The organism is Paenibacillus sp. CR_12 (assembly GCF_041953985.1).
GTDB classification, from domain to species: Bacteria; Bacillota; Bacilli; order Paenibacillales; family Paenibacillaceae; genus Paenibacillus_AQ; species Paenibacillus_AQ lautus_A.
The window spans coordinates 111,228-132,417 of record NZ_JAVFHO010000010.1 but is presented as its reverse complement, the minus strand read 5'-3'; the positions used below and the strand labels follow the sequence as shown (position 1 = coordinate 132,417).

The 21,190-nt window shown below is 52.8% G+C and carries 20 protein-coding genes; 5 read left to right on the top strand and 15 right to left on the bottom strand.

Annotated elements, in window-relative coordinates; all coding sequences use genetic code 11:
* Positions 1-394: 394 nt before the first annotated feature.
* The 3 genes from RB297_RS27340 to RB297_RS27330 all read left to right on the top strand — a co-directional run bounded on the left by RB297_RS27340 (position 395) and on the right by RB297_RS27330 (position 2,330).
* Positions 395-679: a hypothetical protein gene (locus RB297_RS27340; protein ID WP_090912753.1), complete on the top strand. Its 285-nt coding sequence runs from the start codon at positions 395-397 to the stop codon at positions 677-679.
* A gap of 71 nt (positions 680-750) precedes the next feature.
* Positions 751-2,025, top strand: coding sequence for a Tle-like phospholipase domain-containing protein (locus RB297_RS27335; protein ID WP_096777008.1), 1,275 nt, complete (start codon positions 751-753; stop codon positions 2,023-2,025).
* 32 nt (positions 2,026-2,057) lie between these two features.
* Positions 2,058-2,330, top strand: coding sequence for a hypothetical protein (locus RB297_RS27330; RefSeq protein WP_096777009.1), 273 nt, complete (start codon positions 2,058-2,060; stop codon positions 2,328-2,330).
* 110 nt (positions 2,331-2,440) lie between these two features.
* On the opposite strand, the gene folE is transcribed toward RB297_RS27330, so the two are convergent.
* From folE to RB297_RS27285, 9 genes are all read right to left on the bottom strand, one after another.
* The gene (folE, locus tag RB297_RS27325; protein ID WP_012819021.1) at positions 2,441-3,034 is read right to left on the bottom strand and encodes a GTP cyclohydrolase I FolE; all 594 of its coding nucleotides are present in this window, start codon (positions 3,032-3,034) and stop codon (positions 2,441-2,443) included.
* 123 nt (positions 3,035-3,157) lie between these two features.
* The gene (locus RB297_RS27320; protein WP_009594912.1) at positions 3,158-3,394 is read right to left on the bottom strand and encodes a YneF family protein; all 237 of its coding nucleotides are present in this window, start codon (positions 3,392-3,394) and stop codon (positions 3,158-3,160) included.
* 137 nt (positions 3,395-3,531) lie between these two features.
* Positions 3,532-5,376: a tRNA epoxyqueuosine(34) reductase QueG gene (gene queG / locus RB297_RS27315; protein ID WP_213580210.1), complete on the bottom strand. Its 1,845-nt coding sequence runs from the start codon at positions 5,374-5,376 to the stop codon at positions 3,532-3,534.
* Between the two features lie 41 nt (positions 5,377-5,417).
* The gene (gene lepB / locus RB297_RS27310) at positions 5,418-6,020 is read right to left on the bottom strand and encodes a signal peptidase I (RefSeq protein WP_009594926.1); all 603 of its coding nucleotides are present in this window, start codon (positions 6,018-6,020) and stop codon (positions 5,418-5,420) included.
* A gap of 206 nt (positions 6,021-6,226) precedes the next feature.
* Complete coding sequence (locus tag RB297_RS27305) at positions 6,227-6,649, bottom strand: GNAT family N-acetyltransferase (RefSeq protein WP_012819018.1); 423 nt, start codon at positions 6,647-6,649, stop codon at positions 6,227-6,229.
* A gap of 445 nt (positions 6,650-7,094) precedes the next feature.
* The gene (locus RB297_RS27300) at positions 7,095-8,183 is read right to left on the bottom strand and encodes an efflux RND transporter periplasmic adaptor subunit (protein ID WP_009594868.1); all 1,089 of its coding nucleotides are present in this window, start codon (positions 8,181-8,183) and stop codon (positions 7,095-7,097) included.
* 33 nt (positions 8,184-8,216) lie between these two features.
* On the bottom strand, positions 8,217-9,512 hold the full coding sequence (locus RB297_RS27295; RefSeq protein WP_096777011.1) for an ABC transporter permease: 1,296 nt from the start codon (positions 9,510-9,512) through the stop codon (positions 8,217-8,219).
* 50 nt (positions 9,513-9,562) lie between these two features.
* A complete protein-coding gene (locus RB297_RS27290; RefSeq protein ID WP_375121877.1) occupies positions 9,563-10,330 on the bottom strand; it encodes an ABC transporter ATP-binding protein in 768 nt (255 codons plus the stop codon).
* A 27-nt stretch (positions 10,331-10,357) separates the two neighbouring features.
* Positions 10,358-12,925, bottom strand: coding sequence for a hypothetical protein (locus RB297_RS27285; RefSeq protein ID WP_375121876.1), 2,568 nt, complete (start codon positions 12,923-12,925; stop codon positions 10,358-10,360).
* 322 nt (positions 12,926-13,247) lie between these two features.
* Between RB297_RS27285 and RB297_RS27280 the strand changes: the two genes are divergently transcribed.
* Entirely contained in the window at positions 13,248-13,856 is a 609-nt protein-coding gene (locus tag RB297_RS27280) for a superoxide dismutase (protein ID WP_009594941.1), read from the top strand.
* 101 nt (positions 13,857-13,957) lie between these two features.
* Here RB297_RS27280 and RB297_RS27275 read toward each other — a convergent pair whose 3' ends face one another.
* From RB297_RS27275 to acpS, 3 genes are all read right to left on the bottom strand, one after another.
* Positions 13,958-15,193, bottom strand: a complete 1,236-nt coding sequence (locus RB297_RS27275) for an MFS transporter (RefSeq protein ID WP_096777014.1) — start codon at positions 15,191-15,193, stop codon at positions 13,958-13,960.
* Positions 15,194-15,257: 64 nt separating this feature from the next.
* Positions 15,258-16,406 carry an A/G-specific adenine glycosylase gene (mutY, locus tag RB297_RS27270; RefSeq protein ID WP_375121875.1) on the bottom strand — a complete coding sequence of 383 codons (1,149 nt, stop codon included), beginning with the start codon at positions 16,404-16,406 and terminating at the stop codon, positions 15,258-15,260.
* Between the two features lie 25 nt (positions 16,407-16,431).
* A complete protein-coding gene (acpS, locus tag RB297_RS27265) occupies positions 16,432-16,827 on the bottom strand; it encodes a holo-ACP synthase (RefSeq protein WP_096777114.1) in 396 nt (131 codons plus the stop codon).
* A 196-nt stretch (positions 16,828-17,023) separates the two neighbouring features.
* Between acpS and RB297_RS27260 the strand changes: the two genes are divergently transcribed.
* Positions 17,024-17,575: a dihydrofolate reductase family protein gene (locus RB297_RS27260; protein WP_096777016.1), complete on the top strand. Its 552-nt coding sequence runs from the start codon at positions 17,024-17,026 to the stop codon at positions 17,573-17,575.
* Positions 17,576-17,653: 78 nt separating this feature from the next.
* On the opposite strand, the gene nadE is transcribed toward RB297_RS27260, so the two are convergent.
* The 3 genes from nadE to RB297_RS27245 all read right to left on the bottom strand — a co-directional run bounded on the left by nadE (position 17,654) and on the right by RB297_RS27245 (position 21,059).
* Positions 17,654-18,463, bottom strand: coding sequence for an ammonia-dependent NAD(+) synthetase (gene nadE / locus RB297_RS27255; protein WP_009594931.1), 810 nt, complete (start codon positions 18,461-18,463; stop codon positions 17,654-17,656).
* A gap of 113 nt (positions 18,464-18,576) precedes the next feature.
* Positions 18,577-19,011, bottom strand: a complete 435-nt coding sequence (locus RB297_RS27250; protein WP_009594942.1) for a BrxA/BrxB family bacilliredoxin — start codon at positions 19,009-19,011, stop codon at positions 18,577-18,579.
* Between the two features lie 323 nt (positions 19,012-19,334).
* Complete coding sequence (locus RB297_RS27245) at positions 19,335-21,059, bottom strand: two-component system sensor histidine kinase NtrB (protein ID WP_213580205.1); 1,725 nt, start codon at positions 21,057-21,059, stop codon at positions 19,335-19,337.
* Positions 21,060-21,190: the final 131 nt, after the last annotated feature.

Below are 21,190 nucleotides of genomic sequence, written 5' to 3'. Positions count from 1 at the left end.
TGGTTAATATTGGGTATGAAGTCTATAGCCCTCCTTACTTCCTTTATGGAGTTTAGGGAGGGCTTCCCTGTTCAGAGGGATACTTGGTCATAAGCCCGGATTTGAACAGGATTATCAAGCTACGGAGTAACCCAACCTTATTGTTAGGTCTTTTTTACCACATATCTGGTTATTTATTCGGTTGATCGCTACCATATGCTGGATTATGATATGACAGTAAGCTTGGTACGCAGCCTCAGCATTGGTCTAAGGCAACAACCGAAAGATCCGGCGTGCCTGTGGGAGCAGGACATCACGACTGAAGGGATGGGTCAGTGTGAACAGTAGGTTCAAATCGCGTATTTTCATTTTTGCATTTGTATTCATTATTCTAATTGTTGGAGGATGCCAGCCCGTGAACCATAATCAAAACGAAGCCACTGCAAACGGCAGCTCGGACGAGGTTATAACAAAGGCGAAAACCACGGCCGTTGAGTATTTTAAGGAAAAATACAATTTGGATGTAGAGATTACCAAAGAAGAGATGATGCCATCGATCGTAGCGGACAAGGTTAACCTCGAAGGGTATGTCGTGGATCATCCTGAACAAACCTTTAAAATATCCGTAGATTTCAACACAGGCGAAACGTCCAATTTCGTGATGAACCCGGAGCTTAGAAAAGCTATTAAGGGCGAGTGACGGGCCTATGTTTCTCTTTGCAGCAACCATAGGCTCTGAACCTGATAGATCACGTTAAGGAGGGAATATATTTGAGTTCACCGCAAGTGGATGACGAGACATACCGACTCATGTCGGAAGCGGCTTACCTCGATCTGAAAAAAGAAGATACCGTTGAGGACCTGCCGGGATGGGAGGTTCTTGAGGACTATAAGAGCAACAGCATATCCGGTTTTGACGCGGTAACTTTCTACAACAAGGAAACGAACCAGGCCGTTATCGCATACCGCGGCACCGAAGCAGGCAGAGATTTATCCCATGCGCTCCCCGATTATCTGGCCGACGCGGATATTGGCATTGAAGAGATCAAACGAAAAATTCCGGAGTTCCGGGCTCCTTGGGCCGACCATGTAGACAAAGTCAAAGAAGTGACGGGCATTAACGATGTCACGGATTGGTTCGGCGAACAATCGAGGAAAATCGATAAGAAAACGGATATCTTGGGCACCAATCAGATGTATCAAGCCGAGGATTACGCGCTGGAAATGAAGGAGAAGTACAAGGGTGTTGATTTTTCCCTTACCGGTCATTCGCTGGGCGGAGCCAACGCGCAATATGCTGCCGCTTATACCGGCATGTCGGCTGTCACCTTCAGCGCCCCGTCCGTCATCGGTAGCCTCTCCCCTGAAGCCAGAAGAAAAGCCGAGAATGGGGAATTCGATTCCCAGATCATTAATTTCGCCCATCCCGGCGACATTATTGCCAGCGGTGCGCTCGGAGGTTACGACGGTCACGTAGGCTCAACCTATTACATAGACTCCAGTTACAAGGATGCCAATGACGGGCTCAGCATCAAAGAAAAAATCGATAATACGCTGGGAGGCCCCAACTATCACCAACTGGACCGCTATCAATTCGAGAATGGGTACATTTCGAACCGTCTGTATGACGGCGCTACCGGTAAGTCCGTGGATTCGCCCAGAATCCCTTCCCACAGCGATCTCTTGTTTGGTCTTGGCGGGCCGTTGAGCAACTTGGGCTTAGGTTTGGGCGGCTCGCTGGGAGCCATGGCCGGATCGGCAGGAGGCTCCTCCGGTACCATCCAGGTTACCCCTGCCGAGCTGCGAAGCGTAGCCGAGAAATGGCGAGCGCATGCCCATCAGAGCGATGCCGAAATGCAGGGAATCCGGCAGCGTCTCTCCAAATACATGTTCTCCAGCCACAGCCGGCGTCTGCAGCCGATCGTCCAGCAGCTGGATACATCCATCATGTCGATGAGTCAGTGGCATCTGCAGCATACCACCGACATCGTGCAGTACATTAAATTTAAGGCGGATCTGTTTGAACGTACAGATAACAGCGGGTAAACATCTATTAGCAACCACCGGGAGGAATGGGGATGAGTCGAGAGATTCTGCTGGAGCTTGATGATTTGCTTCAAGCCGAACGCGAGCTGACGGGGCTGCTTGCAGCCCTTCGGTCCGACGAACAAGAGGCGCGGGTCATGTATGCCCGCCTTCAGGATTGGAAGGGACAATCGGCTAATGTGCTGAGGGATCAGATCGAAGTCTTTTTCATGGAGATGTCCCGTCGAATCCGGGAGATCGAGGAGCAAAAAAGCGCCCTCGTCCAGTATGTGCAATATATGAAACAAGTCGATGGCGCATCTTGATCTTTCCTTGCTTGTCCTGGATGATCAGATGGCTTCATATCGTCACAGGGATAACAAAAAAAGGCTTCGCCTCCGTGGGCGAAGCCTTTTTGATATCATGAAGATCCAGCTTAGTCTTTAATCAAGGACAGAAACTCCGAGCGCTGCGCGGAATCGCTCTGGAACGTACCGCGTACAGCCGACGTTACCGTCTTGCTGCCCGGCTTCTTCACGCCGCGCGCGCACATGCACAGATGCTCGCCTTCCACCACGACCATAACGCCGTTAGGCTGCAGCGCCTCCACCATGATATCGGCGATTTGCGAAGTGATGCGCTCCTGCACCTGAAGACGGCGCGTAACCGCCTCTACCAAGCGTGCCAGCTTGCTCAAGCCGGCGATTTTGCCGCTCGGGACATATCCGATATGGACTTTGCCGAAGAACGGCGCCATATGGTGCTCGCACTGGCTGTAGTATACGATATCCTTCACGATGACCAGTTCCTCGTGATTCTCGTCGAAGGTAACCCCGAGAACGTCCTTGGGATCGACTTCATACCCCGCAAAGATCTCTTCGTACATCCGCGTCACGCGGGCCGGTGTCTCAAGCAGACCCTCACGCTTGGGATCTTCACCGATCAGCTTCAATATTTGCTCTACATGGTACTCGATCTGCTCCCGGTTTTGGCCTACTTTATGGTTCACATAGTCCTTTACGCCCGCCACAGTACAATCCCCCTTTCCGTTCCAAAAAAAAGCAAACGGTTAACTTATAGCCGCTGTTAGCGGTCTTTTTAAATAGAAATGCCCCTCCGTCGTTCCATTTAGACGGGAGCGGGCTTTCTTGCATTATGATTTGCGTTTGCGGCCTTGCCCTTTGCCCGGCATAGGCTGATTTTTCATCATTTGCTGTGCTCGCTGCATCTGCTTGCTGTTCATGTTATACCCCATTTGTTTTGCCATCTTCTGCAGCATTTGCGGATCGTTCTGCATCTTCTCCAATTGCTTGCGCAGATAGAATACGCCGATGAAGAATCCGCCGACCAGACCCACGATCAATGTAATAATCGGAATGACAATATCCATCACTTGACCACCTTCTACTAATATCTGCCATTTAATGGCGCATACACGAACCTATCATAGCATGTCCTTTTCGTCACAGCAAATGAAAATAACGGATGTTCGGCAGCAGGCAGTTCCGATGATTACGCCTTGGTCAACTACGACCCTTTACGGTCCGGCATGGCTCCTTCGATCGTCAACAAGGTGCGTTTGATTTCCGGGCCGCCGGCATAGCCGATCAACGCTCCGTCGGCCCCTACCACCCGATGGCACGGCACGATGATCGGAACGGGGTTCTTATTGTTCGCTCCGCCCACGGCTCGAACCGCTTTCGGACGCCCGATGGATTCGGCTACATCCTTATAGGAGCAAACCGTTCCATAGGGAATGGATTTCAGCGCTTCCCATACCTGCAGTTGGAATGAGGTTCCGCGCATGTCCAGCTGTACGTCGAAGGCCTTCAGTTCCCCGGCAAAGTACTGCTTCAACTGCGTGATCGCAGGGGCTAGTCTGGCCTCGTCCCGTTGGTAGCCGCCGTTGCCGGCCCAAGTCCGCGACCACTGCTGGATGACCGCTTCCTTCACATAGAAGCTGCCGAATTCAATGAGACAAAGGCCCTTCTCCGTGGCGCAGACCGTCAACGGTCCGATCGGAGATTGAACTTCATCATAATACAGCATTTCCGGTCCTCCTTCAGGGATGGCCATCGGCTCGACCCCCTGAATGACAGGACCCTCCTGATCCGGATTGCCCCCATTAGAGGAACCCGAAACCCCGGCGGATGAAACTTCGGCCGCGGCTTGCGCTTCGGCAGGTGCTTCATGTCCAGCCGGTTCAGGCTTTAGTTTATTCAAGGCTTGCTGCAGCATATCTCGTACTCGGGAATCCCCTTCTGATTTCATGCTTTTCTCTAAGTTGTTCAACGCTTCTTCGCCTCCAATACGGCCCAGAGCCCATGCAGCGGTTCCCCGCAGCTCCGGGCGCGGGTCCTTCAGCAGTACTTCGCTCAGCTTCGGTACGGCTGAAATATCTTTAAAATTGCCGAGCGCGATGACGGCATTGCGCTGAATCGGCTTACGGCCGCGCCAAGCGGCGGACGTATCTCCGAAGGCCTCCTTGAATTCCCGGTTGCTCATATCCAGAATGGGCAGGAGCAGCGGCTTGGCTTTTTCAGGATCGGGCTTGAAGTCCTCTTGATGAGTCCAGCTCTTGCCCCGGTTCTTCGGACAAACAATTTGACAGGTATCGCATCCATACAGCCGGTTGCCGATCTTGCGCATGGCCTCTTCGTCCAGAAATCCTTTGGTCTGGGTCAGAAAAGAAACGCAGCGCTGGGCATTCAGCTGCCCGGGACCGACAAGGGCGCCGGTTGGGCATGCATCGATGCATTTGGTGCACTCCCCGCAATCCTCGGTTACCGGCGAATCCGGCGGAAACGGGATATTGGTTACCATTTCGCCAAGGAATATCCAGGAACCGAACTTCGGAGAGATGATGGAGCAGTTCTTGGCACTGAAACCGATGCCGGCCCGCTGCGAGACGGCCCGGTCGACAAGCGCGCCGGTATCCACCATGCTTTCAAGCTTTGCATCCGGCACGCGTTCCTTGATGTATGCCTCCAGGCGGCTCATCGCCTCACGGAGCACATGGTGATAATCCCTTCCCCAAGCGGATCGCGCCATGATGCCCCTGTACTTGCCAGGCTCCGATTTCGGCGGGTTCTCCATCTTGGAGTGGTACGTTATCGCGATGGCGATCAGGGACTTCGGCTCGGTGCCGGGGAGTGCGGGAGTCACCCGCTTATCCAGATCCCGCTCCTCGAACCCGGACTCATATCCCTTATCCCGATGGGATTGCAAAATCCCCTTCAGGGATTGGAACGGCTCCGCCGAGGCGAAGCCGATATCATCTATGCCGAGCTCGGGTGCAACGGCTTTTAGCTCCTGCTTGAGCTCCTCCCATACCGAAGGCGGAGGAGCGTACGAGCCGAGTGTGTAGGTCATTCTCCAGCGCCTCCTTTTCTGGGATGATGTTCTGTCTTAAGCTACAGCTTTTTGATCTCGGACAACGGCCAGAAAATAAATTCGGCCCTGCCCACGATGTCGCTTTCCTTCACGCTGCCGAACATGCGGCTGTCCTTGCTTTTTCCGAGGTGGCGGTTATCCCCCATAACAAAATACCTTCCCGCTTCCAGGGTAACGGGCTCAAAGCCAGGATCCTCGATCGGGACATCGGTATACCCTTCCTCTTGGGCCACGCCGTTCACGTACAGCTTCTGATCCTTTACCTCAATGGTATCCCCGGGTACGCCGACGACGCGCTTAACAAGAAACTCCTTCTTGTCCGGTCCGTCGCTCGGATCCTTAAGCACAATGACGTCGCCGTGGCTCGGTTCCGAAAAGCGATAGACCACTTTATTAATAAAGAGCCGCTCCGATGCCACCAGCGTCGGCTGCATGGATTCGCCCTTAACCATAGACAGGTTAAACACAAACATATTTAGAAGCACCATAATAACAAATGCAATCGCAATCGTCTTTACCCAATCCCACAGCTCGGCGGCCCAGCCGTTCTTCTTGGCCGGTTGATTCTGAGGCCCGTTGTTCTCGCCATGCTCAGTTGAATCCGGAGGAATCACTTGTCCCATGCTACACCTACTTTACTTCGATTTCACCTTCGAGCATCGAGGGCGGCACCTTCAAAAACAGGTACATTAATAGAAAAGCATATCTCCCACCCATTTGCAACGGCTGAAAGATATGCTTCATATCGAAAAAATGTCGTTTCTTATCTCTGTCGAAGCTTAAGGCCGCCGTTTTGCGCTGCTCGTATGTACCGCTGTAGTCGCTGCAACTATTGACCAAGGATACTGAGCTTCTGGAACGACCGCAGGATTTGGCTGGCACCGTATCCCATGGCTTCATAAAATGGCATGGCTGCGGCGTTGTGCTCATCTCCGGCTACCATGATCCGACTGACTTTCCGTGATTGAAAACGCTGTTCCATCGCTGATATCAAGGCTTTGCCAATCCCTTTTCTGCGATAGTCGGGATGAATGGCGATGCGGTAATAACAACCATGATTGCGTTCGATCGTACCGATTAAGGCACCAACGATTTCACCGTTTTCTTCTGCCACCATAATCAGATCGGAGTCCCAAGCGAGCTGCCTGGAGAAAGGCTCCATCGTGTTTTCGTAGCATTCTTCCGACAAAGCAATCTGTAATAGCTCGGTTACGGGGTTACAGTCACTCAACTGAAAGGAACGAACATGCATTTCAAAATCTCCCTTTTCGTTAGCATGATGCGGTTTACCCGGTTTACAAAGATCTAGTATTCCGTTAACGCAAACCTGACATTTAAGTTTACTACAAAAAACCCGAAAATCCTGTTTCCTTGTCCATTAAACCACATCTTTCTCGTAAATTCACGAGTTTTCTTCTGAAAGCGCTTTATATGAAGCGTTTTCATTATTTTTGATGGATAAAATTCCATATTTTTGTTGAATAAACGATTCGTTTCCTGCCGTTAAACCATTAGCTCATGGTAAAAGTCGCTCCATTAATTACCAATGAGTTTACATCATTGTCCCCATGTATTTTTGAAATCACCGGGCTACCTTTCCTGTGGCGATACATGCTGTAATGAAGGAACTTGATGAAAAAAAACAGCGCCCCCCGGACATGTGCCTTTGGAGGAACGCTGCTTTCGTACATCCATGTTTACTGGAGAACGACGGTATCTCCCGCTTTCAGCCCTGACAAAACCTCGATTTTATCAAGCGTTTGCATCCCCGTCTCAATATCCTGCCGCTCGATCTGGCCGCCTCCCTTGTCCACCATGACATAAGAGCTATCTCCCTCCGTCATGACGGCCAACTTGGGAACCACCACCGCCTTGTTCTTCCGTTTGGTCACGATCTCTCCGTTCAGCGTCAATCCGCCGATCAAGCGATCATTCTTCGGCAGCGAGATGATGACCTTGAACTGCGGCGTCTGGGACGTCTGTTTCTCCTGAGCCGTCGCCTCGGCGAATTTGGCCACTTCCAGCACCTTGCCCTTTAGCTTCAAATCCTTGATGGACGGCAGCTTGACCTCTACCGCCATGTCCGGCTGAATGCTGAAGATGTCGTTTTCCCCGACGTATGCCACTAACCGCAGGGAATCCAGGTCGACGATTTTGCCGATATACTGGTTGGCCGTCACCGATTGCGGCCGCTGCTGGGTCGGGTCGAACAGGAACAGACCTGCTGCCGGAGATACGTATGTCGATTGCCTCAGCCTGTCGTTCAAATCGGCAAGCGTCTGACGTTCGATATCGTTGTTCACCTCGTCCAGCTGACTGCTCAGCCGCGCATTTTCCTGGTCTGCCAGCATTTTCAGGCGCTCCGCCTCCGTTGCGCCTACAGGCGCGTTGTCGAGATCCTGATTCAGCGTAAACTCCTTCAGCTCCTGCTCCAGCTTCCGCTTCTGCAGCTCGGCCTCCTTCTGCTGGAGCTGCTGGCGAATCGCCTTTTGCTCCAATTTGAAAAGGGCGTCGCCTTTTTTGATCTGCTGGCCGTTCTCGACGTTCCAGGACTCCACCTTCGCTTCAAAAGGCGCGTATACGTTCGTTTCCTTTCCGTATTCGGACGTTCCCTTGACCTGCACGGTCGATAGGATCGTTTCCTCGGTTACGGGGAATGAGATGACCTGCGGCTCTTCCATCATGGGAATCTCAGGTTCCTTGGGTTTCACCTGCCCATATCCCCAATATCCCACCAGACCCAGCACAGCAGCGATAACCGTCCATTTTATGATTTTTTTTATCATTCCGATTTAGCTTCCTTTCCGAAACTCATGATCCTAATCCCGCTTGATGGCCAGCAGCGCATTCGTTCTTGCTGCGCTGATCGCCGGGTAAATCCCCGAGAAGATGCCCGTCATTACGGCGAAGGCAATGCCGATCGGCAGCGTCTCCGCCGTCACGGCGATTTGCAGTCCCGACATGCCTGCCGAAGCCATGATGAATGAATTCAGCCCTTTGATGATCAAATACGCGAATACGATGCCGAGCAAGCCGCCAAGCAAACCGAGCAGGCTGGCTTCCACGATGAACATGTTCCGGATTTGCGGCATATTCGCTCCCAGAACCTTCATGATGCCGATTTGCCGGCGGCGCTGATGCGTCGACATCGTCATGGCGACGATGATCGAAATCGAGGCCAGCAACAGGATAAATACGCCTACGCCGAGAGCGATCGCCTTGAAGGTGTCCAATTGGGAAGCAACCTGATCCCGCATGGCCAGATTGTCGCTCGCATTCAGCGCAAGCTTGGAGATCAGGTCCTCGAGCGGTTTAATATATTGCAGATCCTCCACTTTGACCGTTAGATTATCGTAAACCCGCTGTTTCGAAGCTGGCCCTTTTTGCAGATTCAAGCTGTCCGTCAGCCAATCTGCCGTGTCAAAGGATATGTAGGCCTGACGGTCATAGAATGCAAACTGGGCATCCCGCCCCTTGGGCACATCCAGCACGCCCCCGACGTAGAGCTGCGGGCTGAGCAATTTCTTGTCGTTGTCCATCTGCTCCAGCTGAACGTTCTTTCCGATCATTTCCGAAACGGCGCTCTCATACTTCTGGAACTCTTCCCATAGCTGCGGATTGTTGGGATCGGAATTCATCATATTGTTCAATCTTTCGCTCGTCTCCGCGTCCTTCCATCCGGTTGTCGCTCCGTAATTCAGCACCACGGCACCGATCTGCTCCAGCGGGCCGCCTTCCTTGAACCGGTTTCCCTGCTCTTTAAGCTTGGACAGGTCCACGGCCACGACGTTGATACCTTCATGGATCAGGTTGTCGGACGAAATGGTCCGGAAATAACCGAGCTGCTTGGTGGCTACAACGGATTTGACGTGATTGAAGCCCTGAATGACCTGAACCTTATCATCCGTAAGCAATCCCCGTTCTCCTCCCGCCGATTGGCCGCCGCCTTCCCCGGGCCCGCCCGTGCTCTGCGGAGTCACCGTAATTTCGTCAAGTTTCATGCCGCCTATGATTTCCGTCTCCAAATAACTCTGGGCGCCGTTTCCGATGCTGATCGCTACGATGATAGCCGCACATCCGATCGAAATGCCGGTCATGCACAGGGCCGTTACCACTTTACGGCGTTTGATCTGTCCCCATGCCAGCCGTATGCTGTCTAAAAATCTCAGCTGACCTCACCTGCCTCCTCCGAATGAACCGGGACCCCGGACAGGGGCGAAGGGGCGCTCGGCCCCCGTTGCCCTCCCGTGGAAGTCGCGTAGTTCTCCGGCTGAACCAAATAACCGTCGCGGAGCATAATCGTTTTTTTCATTTGGGCGGCGACTTCCATCTCATGGGTAACGATGACAAACGTCGTTTTCATGGACTCGTTCAGCGACATCATGATTCGGATAATTTCCTCTTCCGTTTTGGTGTCCAGGTTGCCCGTCGGCTCGTCCGCAAAAATGACGGAAGGCTCGGTAATCAATGAGCGGGCAATACTGACGCGCTGCTGCTGTCCGCCGGACAGCTGGGACGGGTACAGCGAAGCCTTATCACCGATCCCCGTCATCTCCAGAAGCTCCATCGCTTTCTTGCGGCGCTTGGACGGAGAAACGGATTGAAAAACAAGCGGAAGCTCCACGTTCTCACGAACCGTGAGTGTCGGAATCAATTCGTAAGCCTGAAAAATAAATCCGATATGCTTGCGCCGAAAAACGGCAAGCTTGTTCTCCCCGTATTTGACGATATCCTGATCCGCAATATAAATATGGCCTTCGGACGGTTTCATCAGCCCGGCCATCAAGTTGAGCAGCGTGGACTTGCCCGATCCGGAGCTGCCGAGCAGCGCAATCATCTCGCCCTTCTGGACTTCGAACTGGATGTTATGAAGCACCTTTAACACTTCGTTGCCGTTCTTAAAGCTGTGCGATACATTTTCCAAACGCAGCATGTTCGCTATTCCTTTCCGGTTCTTAGTCTATCTCTCCTCGTTCGGGTCCAGAAGGGGCTGGAACGTCAGGTTGTAGCTCTGGCTGCCCAGCGTGATCCGCTCGTTCTGGAATTCGTCCACAAAGGTCAAGTTAAACCAGCCGCCGCGGAGCTTTTTGTACTGCTCGTCCGTCAGCTCCATCGATATCGACCGGGTGCCCGGCACTTGGATATCGGTGCCTGGCGTAAGCGTCCGCTCCTGTGTTTGTCCGAGGCTGTCCTTGATGATGAGTATCAGCTTGCGGCCGGAATCCGCGGCCGCAATGCTCTCGCTCCGTTTCACATCCAACGTGGCATTGAGCGATATGGTGGAACTGCCCTCCTGTAAATGTCCAGCCGCTTTCGTGACCGAAACGCTGTAAGGATACCAATCGAGCTGCGTCAGGCCGGAGCTTGCCGCAGGTCTGGCCGGATTCAGCATCAATTTTTTCACGCCCAGCACACCCGTAGCGTCCTTGCCCGTTTCCGCAAGCTTGCCTCCGGACATCGCCGTGCCGAGGGCCAGGCCCAATTCGCTGGCAGCCCCTTTCGGCACTCGGGCCCAAAAGACGATCGACTGCCTGGATCCCGGCTGAAGGGCCGCTTCCGGCTGAAGGGTCTCCGCTTCATAAATCCTGCCGTCCGCGCTTTGGAAGTACCCCTTCAGCACTGCGGCTTGAACGCGGCGCTGTTCGTTGCTGGTCAGCACGAACTCCGAATAGACGATATCGGAATCTGCTCCTTCATAGATGACCGTCCGCCGTTCTTGTGCCTCCGCACGTTTACCCGCAGCCGTGACCGTATACGGCTTCCCTTTCTCCAGAACGCCGATCGACTGCATCATCCCGGACGTGGTCATGGTCAGGAACGACGTTTTGGCCGTCTCCTGCTGCGTAAACAGCTCGAAACGGAGCGAACGGATATCCTTCGTATACGGGATCCGCGCCATGACGTACACCTCGGTTGATGCCCCCGGCGCAATCAGGGAGCCCTGCTCCTCGGCGATGACCTCCGGGCCGGCCAAGCTTGTTTTTTCATCCGCCGTGACGTTCGCTTTAAGCTCAGGCAGCGGCAGCGATTTGGATTCCTGGGTATTCCGCAGCCGCAGCGTCGCCACGATCAGGTCCTGGTCCTGCCACGGCAGGCGCTGGATGGATTCCAGCGTGTACGCAAATCCTTTGGCCGACTGCGCGCCGTATTCCACGCCGATGGATGACTTGCGTTCCGTTTGGTACGGGATGGCAAAGTATGCAATCGGGAGGGTCAACGGCTCCTGGACCTCGGAGGTCGGCTCGCTGCCCGACTCACCCGGATTCGCGGGCGGTTTGGATGGGCCGGCCGTGCCTGATGCCCCGATCATTTGCAGCTTCAGCCGGTCCTGCTTGAGATCAAGCGGAAGCGGGATTTCCATCACCATCGTTTTCTCTTCCCCGGGGCGGAGCGTCAAGCCCGCTTTGGCGTCCGGCGTATAAGGATGGAAGGAGCCTTCGGACGCTTTAATCGCGAACTCGTAGGCCGGAACCTCCACCGATTTTTTTCCTTTGTTCTTGAAGGCCATCTCGATGGTCCATATGCCCTGTCCCCCGGAGGCACGCAGCGAAGACTGGCGGATTCTGGCATCGACCGGAATCCCCCGGATGGTCAACTTCTTGGCTTCGCCCGCCTTGACGTCCCACTTCGGAGCTGTTGCCGCCGGCAGCTTGAATGAGGCGACAGGCAGGGACAGCTTCAGCGTGTCATCGTTTTCGGTCCATAAGAAACGCAGGCCGGCCGTCTTCAGGTAAGAGGGAACTTCCGTTATGTAGTAAACCAGTTTCTTTTCTTTCGGCTGGACAGGCACCCCTTCTGCCCCCGCCTCATGACGCAACGGGAACGAATTGCCGCTTGCCGTTACCAAATGCGGCTCGAATCCCCGATCGTTCCATACCTTGCCGCCATGATTGGTCATATACATCCCGACTTTGGCGATGACTTTGCCGTCGTACTTGATGATCTCCAGCGATTCCGCCTGTACGGTAACCGGCGTTCCGCCCAGCTTCAGCTTGGTGCTTGAGCCCGTTGGGACGGCAGCGGAATAATTGGCGGGCATTCTGTACGTTCCGACGCGCTGCAGGTAGCCTTTGACCTGCGGATTCCATACGTCCATGACCAGCTTCATGCCGGCCAAAGAGCTGCTGTCGGTCTTCGCATAGTAGGTGACGCTCACGCTTTGCCCGGGCTCTACCTTCTTCTTGGCCAGGTCCTTGGAAATGGGATTGGCCGCGCTCACGGAACCGCCGGGAAGGACCACCTTGGGAAAATAAGATACCAGGCGCGCCGCGCTCTTGCCCCCATTTTTATAAGTCAGGGTAAATACCGCCGCATGCGATCCGTTTTGCTGCCATACGTCAGCATGGTCGAGCTTCGCCGTGACGTTGCTGCCCAGCTTCACGCTCCAGGCCAGATTTGCATTTTTCTGCACGGCCGACTTCGCGATTTGCGATGTCTCCGTCTTAGATGCAGCAGCTTCGACTTGCGGTGCCGCAGCCAGAATCGCAGCCATCAAAATGGCCGTCACTCTGAACTTTGTACTATTCATGTTACGACTCCTTTCTACCTCGATCTATCCCTTTCATGCTCCATCTATAAGTACAGATTTCTTCAAGGCTATATATATATAACGACAACTTTCTTAGGAAAGTTTTTCATCATTTTCCATTGCGGCGAAACAACATTCTTTAGGCCTTAAATCGGCTCTCGCGGACTTTTCAAACATAAAAGTTGATTTAATCACCCAAAACGGTTTAATATATGTAGTGTAGCCGGATTACATATTCCATTGCTCCGGGATGATAAAGACTTCCTGATGAAGGAAGTCCTTTCATCATAACCAAAAACTAAATTTACAGGAGGTTTTTACTATGGCATTTCAATTACCAGCACTTCCTTACGCAAACGACGCGCTCGAGCCCCACATCGACGCACAAACGATGGAGATCCACCATGATCGCCACCATAATACCTACGTAACCAACTTGAACGCTGCTCTTGAGAACGCTCCTGAGCTTCAAGGCAAATCCCTTGAGGATCTGATCGGCAACCTTGATGCTGTACCGGAAAGCATCCGCACAGCGGTTCGCAACAACGGCGGCGGCCATGCTAACCACTCCCTGTTCTGGGAAGTGATCGGACCAAACGGCGGCGGGCAACCAACCGGCGCTTTGGCTGATGCCATCAACAGCGAGCTCGGCGGCTTCGATAAATTCAAGGAAGATTTCGCCAAAGCGGCTACAACTCGTTTCGGCAGCGGCTGGGCTTGGCTCGTTGTTAAAGACGGCAAACTGGCGGTAACCAGCACTCCTAACCAAGACAGCCCGATCATGGAAGGTCAAACTCCTCTCCTCGGCCTGGACGTTTGGGAGCATGCTTACTACCTGAAATATCAAAACAAACGCCCGGACTACATCTCCGCATTCTGGAATGTTGTAAACTGGGAAGAAGTCGGCAAACGTTACGACAACGCGAAGTAATATCGCCTGACTACAACCGATCTCATATCACAAAAAAGGCTGCTCTCCGCCGTAGACCCTGTCTACCGCGAAAGCAGCCTTTTCATTTTCATTGAATTCTCCTACGCATCGTTTGCCGCTGCCGCAGGGCCGGTCTCATAATAACGCGCTTTGGACGGCGAGTAGATGACCGCCAGCAGCATGGCCGAGGACAGAACCGCTGCGCCTGCACCGATCAGGCATACGGCCTGCAGCGACCAGGCATCGGCGGCAAAACCGAGCAGGAGCGTGAAGAGAATCTGCAGCATCCCTTCCAGCAGTCGGGTCACGCTCGTAAAGCGTCCCATGAGATCAACGGGTACCTGGTTTTGAAAAAAGGTGGTATAGCCCGCGTTGGCATACGAAGAGAAGAAACCAAACACGATAAAACCGATTACGGCCGTCATGAGGCCCGATGCCGCATAGAAGATCATATAGCCGATGCTCGACAGGAGCATCCCTGCACCGATAAACATACGCAGCGACAGCCGTTTAACGGATAAAGACGCAGCCATCGAGCCTGCCAGATACCCTGCTCCCGCAACGCTGACAAGCAATCCGTAATCCTCGTCGCCGAGGAGCAGCACCTGCTTAATGAACGTGGCCTCCTGGGAATCAAGCGCAAAACCGAGCAGCGTGGCGGATTGAAACAGCACGTATACGAGCATAAAATACTTCGCGGCCTTTCCGAAATCGATCACCGCGGCCCAGTCCCGAAGCAGCATTCTCATCGTCATGGCCTCCCGCTTGCTGTCTGCCGCCTCCTCTTCATCCACATCGGGAAGGAAATAGATGACAAGCGCACAGATCAGGAAGGATACCGCATTGATGACGATGCTGACCCGAATATCCGTGTAGGCGATCAACAGGCCGGATAAGGCGGGTCCAAGCAATACCGCGCCGGAAGTCGTAAAGCTGGACCATGCGTTGAACCGCTTTCGTTCCTCTGCCGGAATCAGCTTCGTTACGTACGTCATGGACGTAGGCCCAAAGAAAGAGCCCGCCACGTTAATCAGAAACATGATGCCATAGATGCCCCACACCGAGGACATGAAGGGAATCAGGGCGATCAAGGCCCCCCGGATCACATCGGTGATCATCATGAGCCTGCGCTTGTTCGCCCTGTCGATGATGCTGCCCGCCCAGGAGTTGGTCAACAGGGTAGCGAGCGGCCGGATGATGAACAATCCGGCCACTGCCGCGGGAGACCCCGTCATGTGGAGCACGAGCAAATTGATGGCAACCAGATAGATCCAGTTCCCGAGATTGGAGATCCCGATGCCAAAAATGTACAACAACGCATTCTTCCAACTATGCAAAAGCTTCACGACTCCTTACAAACCTCTTCTGCATTACATCCTAATGAAAAAGGCAAAAGCGGCTTCAAGATGAGAAATAGGCATTCAGAATCCGGATGAATACATTGGGAAATGCGTAACGCTCCATATCCTGAACGTGAATCCACCGGAAATTCTCTTCGCCCGTCTCATATGCAGCCGCGCTTTCCGCTGCTTGCAGGGCTGCCGGCGGCACATCCTGCCACTTACAGCGGTATACGCCCATATTCCATTGAATATGGCTAAAGGTATGCTCCGCGTCCATCACATGGCCGATCGGCTGGACCGGGACCCCATCCTCCAGCAAGGCATCGCGCAAGCGGACCATCGCCGTCTCCTCGGGCATTGCAGCCGGTACGCTGCTCCCATCAGCCGATACGATCACATGCGGCAGCTCCCACATCCCGGCCAATAAACCGGCGGCTGGACGCTTGCGGATCAGGATCTTGCCTTCGTGCACGCCGGTGCCCTCTACAATCGCGGTAAGACGGTATTCAGGACGCGGCGGCTTGGCCTTCGTTTTAATAGGAAGCGATTCCTCTTTGCCCTCCAGCCTGGCCGAACAATGCTCCATGACCGGACATACCAGGCATTTGGGCGACTTCGGCGTACAGATCAAGGCCCCCAGCTCCATCAGCGCCTGGGTGAAATCCGAGGCCCGTCCATCCGGAACCAGCGTCAGCACCAGATCCTCCATCTTGGTACGGGTTTTCACTTTCATGATATCTTCCTCGATCAAAAAATAACGGGAAAGCACGCGCATCACGTTGCCGTCCACGGCCGCGGCCGGAATGTTGAACGCGATGCTGCGAATGGCGCCCGAGGTATAGGGCCCTATCCCTTTCAGACCCGACACTTCGTCTTTGCCGCTGGGCATCACGCCATCGTACTGCTCCGTCACTTGTCTAGCGGCAGCCTGAAGGTTGCGTGCGCGGGAATAATAGCCCAGACCCTCCCAGCATTTCAATACATCGTCCTCCGGCGCGTCCGCAAGCGATTGGATCGTCGGAAACCGCTCGATAAACCGATGGAAATACGGGATCACCGTATCTACCCGGGTCTGCTGCAGCATAATTTCAGATACCCATATATAATAAGGATCGCGATGCCTGCGCCATGGCAGATCCCGTTTATTGATTTCATACCAATCCAGCAGCTCTTGGCTGAAGTATCGTTTGTGTTCCGTGTTATGCATCTATTCGTAATCTCCTTCGTCTTCCTTACTTGATCTTCTCCACCACGGCGAAGGCGGAAGCCAGCGTGGCCTGATGGGAAATCGTCAAATGAATCGCATAATGGGCGGGGCCCCCCAAGCCCAGGCGGTCCCAGGCTTCCTTGGACAGACTGGCTTCCGGCCTGCCGAGAGCACCCGGCATTACTTCCATGTCATGGAATCCGATCAGGCGGCCGATTCCGCAGCCAAATGCCTTGGATATCGCCTCCTTGGCAGCAAAACGCCCGGCAATAAACTCCGTCCGTCTTGCCCCCTTCTTAGCGGCAACGGCCTGCTCTTGCTGCGTAAGCACGCGCTGAATGAACTTCTCTCCATGCGGGCCTGTCATCAACGTCTCCATTCGCTTCATGTCCAGCACATCATGCCCGATTCCGTAGATCACAATCGTCTGCTCCCCTTCGTTGATCCAGTCTTCCTGTTCCAAAAAAATAAACACTCCTTCTTATTGTAGCAGTCGATGTCTGCCAACGCGAGACTACGGTGTTACAACAGCATGAATTAAATACATTTGTTGTATTTCAAATTTTATCCATATAAACTGAACAAAACAGCATATAAAACAAAGGAGGAATCATGTTTTGGGTACATTAATTTATCACGTTGCCGTTTCGCTTGACTATTTTATCGCAGATCAGGCCATGATGGAGGGAAGAATCGATCAGACCCTTTTTTTATTCGATGGGGAACATGTTCCGGACTTTCTAGCGGAAATCCAGGACTATGAGGCGGTCCTCATGGGCGGAAAAACGTATGCGTTTGGTTTTAAGATGGGGGCTAAGCCGGGGGAGCCAGGTTACAAAGGTCTTAAGCATTATATATTCTCACGTTCGTTAGAATTCGAATCCAACGATGAGGTTGAATTGATCAAGGAGGACGCCATCCCCTTCATCCGTCATCTCAAAGAACAGGCAGACGGCAAGCTGTGGCTGTGCGGCGGCGGAGAATTGGCAGGAAGCCTGCTCCAGCATAAACTAATCGATCAGCTTGTTTTAAAAATTAATCCAGTGATGGTTGGTGACGGTGTTCCGTTATTCGGCAGTGTCAAACCCAGGTTGAAGTTCGATTTGATCGATATGAAGCAATATGCCAACGGCGTTCTCAAACCGACCTACAACATCATATATACCTAGTCTCTATAAAAAATATAAAGCCTTCCGGGGGATGGGATGATCCTCCGAAAGGCTTGTTGCGCTTGGGATATGGTTATGTTAGATGCCTGGAATCGTATTGCGCTTGTGCGCCGTTTTGACGTAATAGCTCTCAAGCTTCTGCTGAACCTCGGGATTGATCGTTTTGCCTTCCAGATAGTCGCTGTTATCATCATAGCTGATTCCGAGCTCTTTCTCGTCCGTCTGTCCTTCCCAAAGTCCGGCAGAAGGCGCTTTGTCCAGAATCGATTGCGGTACCCCCAAATAGGATGCAAGCATGCGAACCTGACGCTTGTTCAGGGAACTCAGCGGCGTAATGTCCACTGCGCCGTCCCCCCACTTGGTATAGAAGCCGGTAATCGCCTCGGATGCATGGTCCGTGCCGACAACGATCAAATTCTGCTCGAATGCCAGCGCATATTGTACCACCATACGCACTCTGGCCTTCACGTTGCCTTTGCCGGGGATACTCATATGTTGATGGACGCCGATATTCTTCAGGCCATGCTCCACTTCCAAAGCAACCTCGTTCACCGCCTCCTCGATATTGGTCTCGACGGTATATTTCAAATCGAAGGCCTTCGCCGTTGCGTAGCTGTCGGAAATATCGGCCTGTTCGCCGTATGGCTGGAACACCCCGAGCGTCTTGTATTCCTTGCCGTTCTCCTCCGTGAGCTCGTCTGTAGCCCGCTTGCACAGGCCGGCGGCCACGGCCGAATCGATCCCGCCGCTAATGGCGATCAGCAGTCCGGAAGTGCCGGAGTTCTTCACGTAGTTTTTCAGGAAATCCACGCGCTTGCGTACCTCTTCCTCCACGTTAATCGTAGGCTTGACACCCAGTTCAGCGATAATTTGTTCTTGCAGGCTCATGATAGATGACTCCTTTCAGTATGTTCTCTCTAACTTAAGTACTTCATTCATACAACAAAAGCCCCGCGGCTTCGGAATATGCCGAATGCTTCGGGGCCTATGTAACTGCCGAATTACTGGCAGTAGCGATTGAATGCGTCGGTCAAATCTGCGGCGATTTCCTCGGCGGAACGGTTCTCCACTTGATGACGCTCAATAAAGTGTACCAATTCCCCGTCCTTCAGCAGCGCAATCGATGGGGAGGACGGAGGATACGGAGCAAAATACTCACGGGCTTTCGCCGTTGCTTCCTTATCCTGTCCGGCGAACACGGTATACAAATGATCCGGCTTCACCTGGTTCTCAAGCGCAATGGCTACACCAGGACGTGCTTGCCCTGCTGCGCATCCGCATACGGAGTTTACAACGACCAGCGTTGTGCCTTTCGCCTCCGGAAGCACTTCTTCCACCTCTTCAGGTGTTGTGAGCTCCTTGATTCCCAAACTGGTCAGTTCATCCCGCATCGGTTGAACCATATCGCGCATATATCGGTCAAAAGACATACCCATAACTGCTTCACTCCTTATATAAACAAGATTGTTCGAATTATAACAGCTCATCGATATCTATATTATACAATCCTAAAGAGTGAAAGCAAGAAAATACAAAACGAGCAGCATCACAAAATGGGATACCGCCCGTCTTCTTGCTTCAATCATCATACTAGGTAGCAGGATAGTTTACCCCGTCCTTTTTCTTGTCAACGATGGGCTCGCCACGGCGATCTTTGTTTTCACGCTCCTGCTGCTCCTGTTGCTTGGAATCGTTCTTACTCATCCGAATCCCTCCTTTACCCTGAGCTCTGCCTTATGATGCGTAATTAACAGACCGTTTATTCGGAAGCGGCAGCGCTCTGGGATTCCGTCAGGCCGTGCGGGTACGAGCGGACAGGAAAAGAAATGATGAACACCGTGCCCTCACCTAGGTGCGATTTTACGTCTATCGTTCCATGATGACGCTGTACAATGCTCATGCACAGGGCGAGTCCAAGCCCCGTCCCCTTGCTCTTCGTGGTAAAGAAAGGTTCAAACAAGCGCTCCAGCTCATTCTCCGGTATGCCGATTCCGGTATCCGCCACATACAACTGGGCGAGGTCTCCTTCCAGCCGGGTTTCGATCGTCAACGTCCCCTTGTCATCCATGGCCTCCATCCCATTGCGGCACAAGTTCAGAATGAGCTGTTTCATCTCCTTGGCATTCAGATACAGTTCGGGAATGCCGGTTCCCAGTTTCAGCTCGATGTTCTGTCCGCGCAAATTGGCGTCCGCCCACAAGAGCGGGCTGAGCTCATGGATAATGTCATGAAGGTGGCACTCTTCTTTCTCGGCTGCCCGGTTCTGGGCCAGGGACAAAAAGTCGCTGATGATGCCATTGGCCCGATCGAGCTCTTCCATGACGATCCGGTAATAATGATCCAGCGTATCCGGACTCTTCTCTTTCATAAGCTGCAGAAATCCGCGCACGACAGCCATCGGGTTGCGAATCTCGTGGGTGATGCTTGCCGCCATTTGGCCGACCAAGCTTAACCGTTCTACATTAATAAATTCCGTGCGGAGCTTCTCAAGCTCCGTAATGTCTTCCATAATGCCTACCGCACCCATGATGTCGCCGTTCCCATTATGTATAAGCGGATAAATGCCGGTAGAATACACTCTAGTAGCGCTGCGCATAATTTCCCCGGTGCTTTCGACACCGTTTATGGCTCTCTGAAATCGGCTGCGCAAATGTTCCTTTTGAATCATGCCCTCCAACAAGTCGAACAACGGCCTGCCGATGACATCCTTGGTGGTCAGATTGGGAAACACGCTTCGAAAGCTGCGGATAAGCGGTTGATTAAAGGCGATGATATTGCCGCTGCGATCCACCGCAACCATCCCTAAAGGAATCATCTCCATCATTTTCGTTAATGAAGCAATCTCTCCGCCCTTCACGTCGTACTGGCCCGAAGCCAGACGCCCAGAGGTTAATTCGATCCAATACACGATCACGCCCGAATAAAAAATGCCGATCAGCATATACAGAATGGTCACCAGAATCGTGTCCGGATTCAGATCGTCATTCCTAGCCTTTCCTTCCATCGCGTGGCAGGCTACAATAATCAGCATAGCCGGAACGAGCGCGCTCCAGAGCCAATAAATCTTTTCGGTCATGGAGCCTTGCTTGAAATTGGAGGATACCCTGGGTAATAGCGAGTATCCCAAGACAAGCAAATTCAGAACGAGGCCGGTCGTTGACCAGCCGTTAATCAGCCCATGGCTTGTGGCATAAATTACTGCAAGACATAGCCCTGAACTCCTGCTTCCATATAATATGCCTAAAAATAACGGGATCACGCCAAGATGGATCGGAACGTAATAATCGCTCATTGCAGAAATCAAGACGCACAATACGGTGCTGATTCCGCTGGCAATGACAATATGCTTGCGAAATCGAAGCAGATCATCCGGGTTCTTCTTGTTCAGGCACTTTAGATGTCTGTCGAGGAGAAGCGGCAGATGAAAGATGAGTGTACCAGACAGCAAAACTTGCAGCAAAATATCTTTCCATAGGCTCAGCACAGTGATCCATCACCTCAATTGGACAACGCATCTAATATTTCTGATTAAAGCACAGGCGACATCATATTACAATATCTTGTAAATTCCTGCAGCGGCGACGGAGTCCCGCGTCTTATGTCCTATTCATGAGG